The following is an 11,313-nucleotide window of genomic DNA, read 5'->3' as shown; positions in this document are numbered from 1 at the left end:
TCAGGGCATCAGCATCTGCTTGAGCCGACGATTCTCCGCTTCGAGTTCTTTTAAGCGTCTTACATCAGAGACTTCCCATCCCCCCATAACGTTCTCGCCATTTGTAGAATGTGGCAGAAGAAATGCCATGTTGACGGCATAACTCTTGAACAGGGGTGCCTGCCTCGGCTTGTTTAAGAATGTTGATAATTTGGCTTTCGCTAGTACGTTTACTCATGGTAAAACTCCTTTGAAATAAGTTTACGGTAACGTTCAAAAAAGTTCTACTTTCTTGTTGTCTTAATTTAGGGGATGGTTACAGTTGGAACGATTGCCGACACAGAAAGCGAAGGACATTACTGAGCTTCTGCCTCATCGTTGGCAAGCGCCAAACGACACCAAGAATTAACACAATGCCCCGACAAAATCGGGGCATTGAACGTTTAAAAACGGAAGTCAATCGGAGTTCACCGGACGCTTACAGCGCTTCAACGCTGTCGCATCATTTGTTTGAGACTAACATTGCCTATGCAAGAGGCTGTGTAAATTCACAAGTATCCCAACAAAAGACACTGGTTTTTAAGCCTATAGACGACTCAAAACCATTATTAACGGTAAATATCTTATAAAGTCCTTGTGGAGCACATATCTACACCATTTACTCTCGACAAAAACGGTCGCCTTGAATCAAGTCATTCTGAATAGAATCCATATTCCTATCAAGCACAAGCAATTTTTCATTCAATACCATTAAGCGTTGCTCATCTGCTGTTAAGCCTTCCCCCCTGCGTATCTTACGAGTAAGCTTATCACTTTCTTCTACTGTTAACCCTTGATATACCTTGCTTTTCAGCACATCACGCTCACTACCCAAGGACAATTTTTGTGCTTGATAATCACTTAACTTACCTTTGAGAACAGGGCAAACCACTTGCCTCTCATCCTCTGTCAACTCCTCCAGAAAAATAAACTCTTTCTGCTTCTTGGGTAAGTATTTAATGACGAAAATATCTCCTTTTTGAGTCGGTATATAGTAGCGGCTAAATAGAGGGTATACGGGTCGACTATTATCCCTATAAGTAATTGTCTGCATTATCCCCTGCTCATCCACATACTGCGCTGTCATAGCAGAAATATTGCCATATTCCTCTTGTATCATCATAGTAGTCTCAGACTTTACCACCTCAGCAATTGCCAGTTTACCGTAATGACTGATTAACGGAGTCAGGAAAAAACTAGAAAAAACACTACTCAACAATAGGCTAAAAAAGACGATTATCCCCAAAAGTAGCCTAAAAAAAGAAAAGCTCGGTAGAAAAGTAATTAAACCACCCAACAACAGCGCCAATGGCAGAGCTAACCACCAGCGATTTAGAATAAAGATGAGAATACTGATAACTTCTTCCAATTAAGTTTTCCAAATAATTTTTTGCGAGAGACACAATTCAGCACAAGCTGTTCAATCATTTTTACTGTCTCTATCCTTATAGAATTGGATCTACATTACCCTCTTATATCTACTGCAAGATTACGAAATAACGGGGAATAGCGGGTAAATATTTAACCTTAAATTCTTGTCCCACTTTTGGATATACGCCACTCTTATAGCTAGGGTAAAAGTTAAATTCATCTGTTCTAAATGAGCTTTCCTGTAACTCTCCGTTCGCCTTAGGATAAATAACGTTTAATTTAAACACTCGCTGATTATTTCTTAATGTTGAGGTTTGCTCTTGAGAAATAACCTTCGCTAGAGCTTCAATACCCGCATAATTAATCAAAGGACTGGTGATATGTGACCCAAATAAAAACACCACCCCTGGTAATAACACAACAAAAGCCTGAAAAAAACTCCTTCCACTTTTGTTCGGCGCTTCCTCTCCTCTGGCGATAAGTCAGGTTCAGATCTAAAATGATGAGTTCCCCACCACCCTATCAAGAAACCAATCATCACAAATGGCCAAATTTGTTTAATTGAAAAAACAATACTTGCAATAAGAAATGACAATTGAAAAATACCTCATTATGCACAAAGGAGCAACTGTTTAATTTGGCTAGGAATAAGCCGTACCGAAATTGGACAATTAAAAAGATTTGATGGTCCTAGACTAGTTACCCTAGTAGCTGGTGTTCCTCTTAAAATATGAGTAAATGCGCCGGTTACATGAGTTTGTGGTGCCATAACAGTTGGACATATCATACCTAATCCAACACCTAAATCATCTCCTTGTGACATAGGTCTAATAGACATCAAATTATGCTTTGGCATGCAACATAATAATAAATTAAAACATATTGGAATAGTAGTTGGACCAATGGCCATATTAGGATAAGGAATTGGTGGTATAGGTGTACGACAAACATCAGGAAAACCTAAATCCATACCACCTAGTTGACAATTTGCAAACATCATTTATCTCCTTAACCAGCCATCATTAATTTACCATCTGTTTTTAACAACTGATAACCATTTATCATCGTTGTATGTGCACTTATCTTTGCAAAAGCTTCCGCTGAGTAATCCATATTGAAAGAAATTAATTTATCTATACCACTAACCATCCTTGTCGCATTCCGAACAGTCTCAAAGGATATATCACTAACTCTCTCAACTTTTTCACTTGAATAATAACTATTCACAGCTTCTACACTATAAGAAACTGATTCAACCTGATAATTCTGAGCAAAAACACACCACTGGCTACTCTCAACATTAGCTTTTTTTGCTTTCAAATGTAAATCACCCTCCAATATAAGCTGTGCAGATTTTGCTTTTAGTATGAATTGTTCTGTCTCAATTATTGTAGGTAGCGATTGCTTTTTCTCCAAAATAGCCAAAATATAAATTTTTGAATTTAAATCACCATTCACTAAAACAGTATCACCAATATCAATCTGCTGCAAACAAGAAGTCGCCTTAAATGATTGGAGCAAATAATTGTCATTCAGTAAACGAACCCAAAATATTCTATTAAGCGAATCTATTTGCTCAACAATCGCATGACCAGAGACTATATCAACTCCACTAGATTTTTTGCTAACTGTTCGCTGTATAAGTAGACTAGTGAACTCAGGAGCTTCCTTAGTACTCTGTTCAAACTCTTGTTTATACTGACGATTATCATATTTCTTTACTTCATCCATAATTCCGCCTTTAACAATTGCTCATCACTTCCTAGAATCCCTATCTTAGAAGAATATTTTGTATGGTAATCCACTACTGCATGCATTTTTGTCCTATTAAAAGTCGAACCAGTAAAATCAGCTTCACTCACGTTCGAATAGGAAAAATCCGTATAAAGCAAATTACATTCCTTAATAGAGCTTTTACTAAGATCAGAACGATTAAATATTGCACTCTTTAAATTACTATTATTTAAATTTAAATTAATACAGTTTGAGTCTGAAAAATTAGCCGCCTCTAACTCAGCATCCTTAAATACCGCTCCAGTTAGTTGAGCATCCATCATTAACGCAAATTTCAAGTTAGCCCCTTCAAAATTTGCCTCTGTCAAATCACAACTTTTAAAGCACGCTTGCTCCAAATTACATTGCCTAAAATTAGCGTTCCGAAAAGTTCCTTCTGTAAACTGAGCCTGCTGAAAATTTAACCCTTGAAAATTACATCCATCACCAGAAAACTCTAGTGCTACAAAATTTTTAATATTTGTGTTTATTACCTGAAAAAGATCATATTGAAAGCGATTCAAAATAAGTTGCTCTACATCACATCCATTAAAAGTTAATTTGGCTGATTTTGTATCAAAAAGAGTCAATAGCTTTATTGTTGAATTTTTGATATCTATTGCTAACTCTTTGGGCATGCCCACAACAGTATTTTCAATTTCCATATTTTGAAAATAACAATTATGGAAATAACAATTTATATATTGCCAATTTTTAAATTTAGAAGCTTGAAAAACACAATCATAAAAATGGCAATTATGAAATGCGACGTTTTTCGCCTCTACTCCAACCCAAATACATTTCTCAAAAAATACAGTTTCATAGACACAGTCTTCTATCTCAATATTTTGAAACGAAACAGAAGCTAAAAAACTACGCTGAAACAAAGCTCCTTTTATATCGTTTTCTTTCCAATTTATATCAGATAAAATTATTTGCTCTACAGTATAACCTTCATCTACTAAAGTGATAACATCCTCAAAACTGATACTTTTAGCCATAATAGTCACCATATTTTGGAAGTAAATTGGCTCTTTCCGTTAAGCACCTTTCCTGAATAGTGTTATTATCAATATCTACAAGAGATAAATCTGTAGAAAAAAATGACACTTTATGTAAGATTCCTTGTTTAAATTTTGAGGCCTTCATCATAGAAAATGATAAATCGACTAATTTAAATTTAAAATCATAAAATACTGTCCTTATCATCATTGAATATTTAAAAGTAGAGTTCTCAAAGCTTACATAAAGCAACTCTGACTCAGATAAATCATTTCTATCTAAATTAGAATTTAGAACATAAAATTTGTTAACTATTATCCCTCTTAAACCAGAATAATGAATATTACATTTATCTATATGAAAGTTCTGAATACTAGTTCCATCCTTAATAAATAGCTTTTCGATCGTTGAACTATTGAAATTTAAACAACCTATTTTCTTTACTAAAACAACACTAAGCGATTCTACTATACAACCGACTAAATCAAGTTCCTCAAGACGCCCCATAACGAATCCTGACCGAATAATATGGCAAGATCTAAATAAAATTTTTGATGAAAATGTCCGAGATAAAATCCAATCCTCACAATAACATTTCTCAAAAATAAGTTTTTCAAAAAAAATCCTGAAATGATTCCACGCAGAAATTTTAGATTCAATAAACTCTACTATCTCAAACTTCGAAAGATTAGCTCCTAGTTTAATTAAAGTACAATTTATAAACTTGCACTCCTTAAACACAGCCTTTTCAAAATTTGCTTCTGTAAAGTTACATCCCTGAAAAATAACTTTTTCAAATTTACTTCCTACAAATTGAGCTTTAGATAAATCACAATTACTAAAAGTGCACTCCCTAAAAATTCCTTGTGAGAGTTTTTTATGCTTGAGATTTGCCTCTTCTATTCGAACTCCCGACATTAAAAATCGCTGATTAATACTCAATAACAAATTATCAATTTGTTCAAAATCAACTATCTCAAAAATCTCTTTATTTGCACTATTATCATCGACATCAAATAAATCTACTCCTGAAGATTTAGTAGTATTAATAGATTCAAGATAATTAACTCTACTTTGTTGAATCGTCTCTTCTAATTTATCAAAGTAAATACCCTTCTCTCCTATTTCATCTATGCCATTAATATGATTAAAGGGTACTTTTTGGTTCATGTGCTTTTGTAGAAACTCAACATTTTTCTTTGCTATCTTTTGGGTGTATAAATCTTGTTCTGATGATTCATTATTATCCAATAACTTATTTTTATATTGAGCCTTAATTTGTCTTGTTGCTTTTCTATTCTGTCTATTCATTTCTAGAAAAGATGGCATTTTTTCTATCTCTTTTATCTGATAAGCAACAAACTCCTGATAACTAATTTTCTTATTAAGTAATGCACGTAACATATCCTGCTTTTTCATATCAGACAACATGCTTAATGCATAATCAGGTAAATTACTCTTATCAACCATTTTCAGCATTTCTTCTACTTGCTCATGGTTAATCCCTTTACTCTCCAATTTTTCTCTTAACTTATCAAATTTTTGTTGGGCTTGATTTAATTTTTTTTTCTAAAATAGGTGTAAATTCTATCTGTTCAAATTGATTAGGAGTATAAAATCGTTCATCTAGTAGTTCTGTCTCTAATAATGAATAAAGACCTCCTTTCTTTAAATCCATACGCCTTGTGATAACATCTGCGTAGTAGTCTATACTTTTAGGTCGCTGTTCATCCTCTACAGCAATGGCCAATAACTCTATATCACTCCCATCATCTTCAGTGACTATATAACTACCTTGATACAACAAAATAGATTTTTCTTCATGCGGAAAAGCCCATACGGTTGTCAAATTAAGATTAACTTCATTAAGATCACCACTTTTAACTATATGCTCATAACCATTAATCTCCCTCATGGACTCTGGTAAAGCTAATTTTAAAAAAACTACTAGGTTTAATTGAAGGAATACTGAAAGTCAATACATCATGCTCGGGATGCATATGGGTAAACGTTAATTTGTCGCCCACACTTAATTTATTTAATCTTTGATCCTTAGGTGCTTGATTAAAATACTCCCAGTCTATGTCACTGGCAAACCCTGGAAATTCCTCTGTTTTCCATTTTTCGTTCATAGGTTCCCATTAGAGAGTTTCTACCTGGGTACTCTATTGGTAAAGGTCCATATGAAATATCTGGATATTCATCATTTTCGTTGTATACTGGGTTAAATGGATTCTCCACATTAGGCAATTCTTTTAGTAGCATCCCATCAACTTGAATTTTGGACTTCCCTTTACCCACAGGATTATTGTCAAAGCCTACACCACCAAAGGTGTTATAGCGACTAATCGAAATGCTATCAAAAGATTGGGGAGTAGTACTTTTACCATCAACCCAGTACCGAGTACCAGTAACCCACAAATCTTTTTTTATATTATTAACCTGTAAAGACACTCCAGTGCGACCATCTATAGCATATTTACCAAAAGCATATGCTGTTAATAATACCTCTGGCCTTGATTTGGGTATCCCAAAATCTAATGTCTCTGCTCCAAATTTTGCAATAGACTCTTCACCAAACAATTTCCATAATTCTTGTTCATGAAGAACTATGTGCTGTCCTCCCTTAAAATCTACCAACAGACCAACCGTAACACCCAGATAGTTCTTCTTCTTAAACCTATATGGCCTATGAAGTACCGTACTTCTAAACGGTTTTATAACTCTCATATTAAAACTAACCTTTAAGAATATTACGATCGGCAAAAAAATGCTTTCACATCCAAAGCAAAACAACCTATGGCAGTATAAAGATAATCCCAATCAATCTTTGCCCCGCCAAAATCTGATTTATAACCACCAGCATCTATTTTTACGCCATAGATCGTACTAGTGAAGATAGTTGTTTTATAACTAATTGCTTCAAAATGCATAATATCTAAGAAAGTTTGAAAAGCGCTTTGTGATTGTTGTGAATGAACGGCCTGTAGATGTTCGAAATTATCTGAATCAACTATAAAATGTGGAGTTTTTACCGTAATACTAGCAGGTGATTCTGCTTTTATACCTGCCGTTCCTGTATAGTTAATATTTCCTGCTGCAGTTACATCCCAATTCGCTCCTAAGGTATCCGTTATCGCACCATCATAATTTCTTGTGCTCGTTCCCGTAACATGATCGGTTAAACTACCATTAATAGTAGATGTCACATTTCCTGTAATAGTATCAGTAACCGCACCTGTCGTTGTATCTGTTACAGTTCCTGTAATCGTCCTTGTTGTTGGACCATTGATGGTCTGTGTATATTTTGTATTATATGTTTCTGTTACACCAGCAGTCACTGTTTCATCTCGAGCACCTGTCACCTTAATGGTATCATTTCCTGTAATCGTCTCTTCATGATTACCATCAATGGTTGTTTTCTGATTACCACCAACCTTAAACGTATCATTAGAGGTCACTTCAGTATCTTGAGTACCCGTAATTGTCTGTACACGGCTAGCCGTATAATTACCTGTCTCCAAGCCATTAATAGTAGTTGTTCGCGTGCTTTGAACGGTACGTTCCTCTGTGGCTCCTACCGTTGTTTTGAGATTCGCACCTATTGTCTCCGTACGATTATTCCCCACCGTAATCGTTAAATCATTTAGCACATTTACAATCATATCGTACTGTGCACGTAGATCAACTAACTCTTTACCCAACTGATCAATGAAAAGCATATGATTTTCTGTGCTAGAATCACCGTACACTGACTGTGTTCTAAAGCCGCTAATATTAGCTTCTGCTGGTAAATTAACTGGTGGCATATTATTTTCGTTATAAACACGTCCTAAAATAATCGGACGGTCTGGATTCCCACCAATAAAATCAACAACAACTTCATCATTAATACGCGGTAATTGCAATCCACCAAAACCACCACCAGCCCATGGACTAGACACACGAATCCAACATGAGCTATTTTCATCGCTTTTACCGTCTCTATCCCAATGGAATTGGACTTTCACACGACCGTATTTATCTGTATAAATTTCTTGCCCTGCTGGTCCCACCACTTTAGCTGTTTGTGGGCCATAGGTTTTAGGCTTAGGTGTATTTCTTTCTGCACGGAATTGAATATTTGCCGGAAAACAAGAGAAGGTCGTAACAAATTTATCTTTACGATCTGTTCCCGTAGAATACCCCGCAACAGCCATATCATGCTTAGCACTCAAAATCAGATATTTTTTATTTTCTTTAACAAAAGGATGATTACGCAAGCGGAAAGTATATCCTGGCACAACTGATCGAACAGTTGTAGTAGCTGTGGCTATTTCTTTTAAATAGGCATATTCTTGTAAGCGTAGCGCTGAGTAGCTATCACCATGATCTAATTCTTGATAACCACCAATCCATTCATACACTTCAATTGTATCTTGTTCACCATGTTTGTCACCTTGCGCCATTGCATCAAGTGAAACACTTGGCTTACGGAAATCATAATCCACAGTAGAGTAAAGTGATGGCTGAGTATCACTACTACGCTGCCACTTTGTCACAATCTCTTCATTAGACTCAACATGAGATTGCTGATCATTGTACTTAAAGACATCATACATAGGATAAGATTTATGAGCAGCCAAATCATCCGTAACGACCATAACATGATGACCTTTTTTATGCTCAAACCAATAATAAAGCCCCTCATGTTCCATCAAACGACTAACAAAATTAAACGTTGACTCATCGTATTGAACACAATATTCCCATTCTCTATGACTATTAAAAAGACGCAAGTCAGCTTCGATACCATAACGATCAAAGACATCTTTTAAGATATCTGGCACTGTCTTATGTTGGTAAATTTTGTAGCTTTTGTCTTTAGTTAATGCCCATATTTGTGGTCTCACAGTTGCCTTATAAATATAGTACTGTGAGTTAGGCATTTCGCGCCCAACCAATTCCAATTTAAAGATACGCCCATTTAAAAATCGAGGTATTTTATGATATTGCTCAATCTGAATAGAAATCTTACTTCCTATCAAAGAGTGAATATCAAGGGTTGAAGTTTTTGCAACCAATTCTACTTCAAATTCAAAAAGTGTTGAAAGACCTTCTTTTCCTTTCAGACTCAGAAAAAATAAAACACCTGGCAATGCCGTATGTGCAACGATAGGGCGATTAAAGCCTAAACTAGCTGGGATATCCATACAAAATCATTCCATAAAATTTGAGACAAATAAGTCGAACGCCAGCCACTATAACAAACTTATATGTCATCTAAATGACTGATTTATTACGATTTTTTACTAAAACCGTAAAGATTAGATGTCTTTTTATAGCTAATAGAAAGTATTTATAGGCTTTTCAACGATTTTTAAAATTTACCCTTCATGATTAATTTAATAAAAAAATTAGGGTTTATCCCTATCAAATTTGGACCTAACGTTCATCAATGACTAACAAAATTTTAAAAACCCAGCACTTTAACCACTGTGGGATTGTCTGGTAAATATAATATTTCTACATCCCCTTGTTTTAATTTATGCAAATCCGTCAGTAATACTATTTGTTTATAGGTTGTACTTATTTGTTGTAACTTATCATCTTACAATGAGATATTGAAAACTAATTTGAGGCTGTTCATTAATAAAAGTCCCCGTTTGATGATAATCATCAATTGTTGCGTTAGTCTTTTTGCCATACAGAATAAGTTGCTCAATTGCCGGACTTCTTCCTATCCTTGATGCAAAACCCATTACTTTAAATATAAATAATGCCCCCAATGGTATTAATACCCACGGATGCAATAGACTTAAGTATTGGATGCTAAACTGCCCTGATAGCATTGACGTCCAATAAGCGAACGTGAGTAAGGCATAACATAGCGTAAATACCCAAAATAACACACCAAACGCCAATGAATGTGTATTCGATTCAGCACCCTCAACAATTAATAGTGGATGACTACCTTGAGAATTTAAAAACACATTAATAACACGACCCTTCTCAAAGCGCTTCATCGTTGGTTGTGTATCCTTAAGTTCAACATAAGTCGTTACGTCAGTCCCTTGAAAGTTAGGAAAAGAAACTAAAATTTTAATCAGCTGATAGTCAGATTTTTCTTGTAAAAGCGTTTTGCTTAAGACTTCTGCCTTTACTTGCTTTCCATTTTGGCGAACCGTTTGGGTTTGTTTAATAGCAGTTAAAGGAGCATAAATAAACTTTTTAGCTATATATCCTAAATAGAGTAACCACGCTGCGCTACCAATACCCAAAGCAATTTGTGCTATTAATGGTGAGCTACTTCCACCAATAAGCATGACAAAAAATAAGAGGAAAAATATAAATAAAAAAACAAAGATAGGCAAACCAGAAATACGATAATTGCATATTAATACTTATGTCTCAATGATTAAAATTAAATTTTTTGGTACTTTTTAATATAGTCTAAATCACAATAATGACTAAAATATAACAACATCATAACAGCGTCCATCTACAAGCTCATATTGATTAATGAACTAGCTAATCTTTTCTTTATATAAATAGACCGTTATTTTACTTTAACCCAGTTTTAATAAAAGCTCTATTACTGGTAATGTATATCATGATAGTTTCATTTTAATTGTGTAAAAATTCATGATCCAGACTTACATAAAAAACTTTTTTAGGTTTCACTTGTTAGGCTTTAACTAAGTCTTACATGCTTTGGTTGAGTTAAATCAGTAGCTAATGCATGAATTTGTTATTGCTTGCCAGCATAACTTCTAGCCAACCCCACGTATCGACACTCCACAGGATTCGGGGCATATTGATAGAGGTTAATCCCTCCCGTCAAGCCGATCGGGTCTTGGCTGATAAAGCGACCTAGCTCTGGGTCATAATACCTAAAGGGAGAGTTTGTCTACTTTTCTGACTAGGAACAACAGAATGATCTGAGTGTTTGCTTTAACGATAAGTGTGAAGAGCATTTCTGCCACGATAATTACTTTTACTGTGAATCTCTTCCTTTTCTTGCCGCTTTGGACATAATTAAGCACTTGCTTTAAACTCTTCGAGTACTTAAATAGCTAAATCTTCAGTAACCGCTTAGTAAATTGGCTTTAATTCTACCGTAATAGCTCGGCAGTCACGCAACGTAACGAATTGCATAGCATGTGCWKA

At 35.0% G+C, this 11,313-nt stretch carries 11 protein-coding genes and 2 pseudogenes; all 13 read right to left on the bottom strand.

From position 1 onward, the window contains the following. Window positions 1-12 precede the first annotated feature (12 nt). A pseudogene (locus tag V757_RS24890) lies at window positions 13-217 on the bottom strand (transposase); the annotation flags it as partial. Window positions 218-637: 420 nt separating this feature from the next. Then, entirely contained in the window at window positions 638-1,387 is a 750-nt protein-coding gene (locus V757_RS24885; RefSeq protein WP_023952341.1) for a hypothetical protein, read from the bottom strand. Window positions 1,388-1,496: 109 nt separating this feature from the next. Beyond that, a complete protein-coding gene (locus V757_RS24880; protein ID WP_023952339.1) occupies window positions 1,497-1,808 on the bottom strand; it encodes a hypothetical protein in 312 nt (103 codons plus the stop codon). Window positions 1,809-1,999: 191 nt separating this feature from the next. Continuing rightward, a complete protein-coding gene (locus V757_RS24875) occupies window positions 2,000-2,386 on the bottom strand; it encodes a DUF4150 domain-containing protein (RefSeq protein WP_023952337.1) in 387 nt (128 codons plus the stop codon). Between the two features lie 11 nt (window positions 2,387-2,397). After that, window positions 2,398-3,120, bottom strand: coding sequence for a DUF3540 domain-containing protein (locus V757_RS24870; protein WP_023952335.1), 723 nt, complete (start codon window positions 3,118-3,120; stop codon window positions 2,398-2,400). Then, window positions 3,108-4,163, bottom strand: a complete 1,056-nt coding sequence (locus V757_RS24865) for a pentapeptide repeat-containing protein (protein WP_023952333.1) — start codon at window positions 4,161-4,163, stop codon at window positions 3,108-3,110. The genes V757_RS24870 and V757_RS24865 overlap by 13 nt, the downstream gene beginning before the upstream one ends. Next, entirely contained in the window at window positions 4,156-5,682 is a 1,527-nt protein-coding gene (locus V757_RS24860; RefSeq protein WP_023952331.1) for a pentapeptide repeat-containing protein, read from the bottom strand. Before V757_RS24860 ends, V757_RS24865 begins: the two co-directional genes overlap by 8 nt. Window positions 5,683-5,698: 16 nt before the next feature. Further along, window positions 5,699-6,079 (bottom strand): hypothetical protein, encoded by a 381-nt coding sequence (locus tag V757_RS24855; RefSeq protein ID WP_023952329.1) that lies wholly within the window; start codon window positions 6,077-6,079, stop codon window positions 5,699-5,701. Further along, window positions 6,066-6,296 carry a DUF2169 domain-containing protein gene (locus V757_RS30000; RefSeq protein WP_081710697.1) on the bottom strand — a complete coding sequence of 77 codons (231 nt, stop codon included), beginning with the start codon at window positions 6,294-6,296 and terminating at the stop codon, window positions 6,066-6,068. The genes V757_RS24855 and V757_RS30000 overlap by 14 nt, the downstream gene beginning before the upstream one ends. Next, on the bottom strand, window positions 6,250-6,894 hold the full coding sequence (locus V757_RS24850) for a DUF2169 domain-containing protein (protein WP_023952327.1): 645 nt from the start codon (window positions 6,892-6,894) through the stop codon (window positions 6,250-6,252). Before V757_RS24850 ends, V757_RS30000 begins: the two co-directional genes overlap by 47 nt. A 23-nt stretch (window positions 6,895-6,917) precedes the next feature. Then, the gene (locus tag V757_RS28140; RefSeq protein ID WP_023952325.1) at window positions 6,918-9,356 is read right to left on the bottom strand and encodes a type VI secretion system Vgr family protein; all 2,439 of its coding nucleotides are present in this window, start codon (window positions 9,354-9,356) and stop codon (window positions 6,918-6,920) included. A gap of 393 nt (window positions 9,357-9,749) precedes the next feature. Then, a complete protein-coding gene (locus V757_RS24840; protein WP_023952323.1) occupies window positions 9,750-10,469 on the bottom strand; it encodes a hypothetical protein in 720 nt (239 codons plus the stop codon). A 454-nt stretch (window positions 10,470-10,923) separates the two neighbouring features. Then, a pseudogene (locus V757_RS29995) lies at window positions 10,924-11,041 on the bottom strand (RHS repeat-associated core domain-containing protein); the annotation flags it as partial. Window positions 11,042-11,313: the final 272 nt, after the last annotated feature.

The sequence above is a fragment of the Pelistega indica genome (assembly GCF_000506865.1).
GTDB classification, from domain to species: domain Bacteria; phylum Pseudomonadota; class Gammaproteobacteria; order Burkholderiales; family Burkholderiaceae_B; genus Taylorella; species Taylorella indica.
The sequence above is the reverse complement of the archived record's forward strand: the minus strand, read 5'-3'. Positions and strand labels throughout refer to the sequence as shown.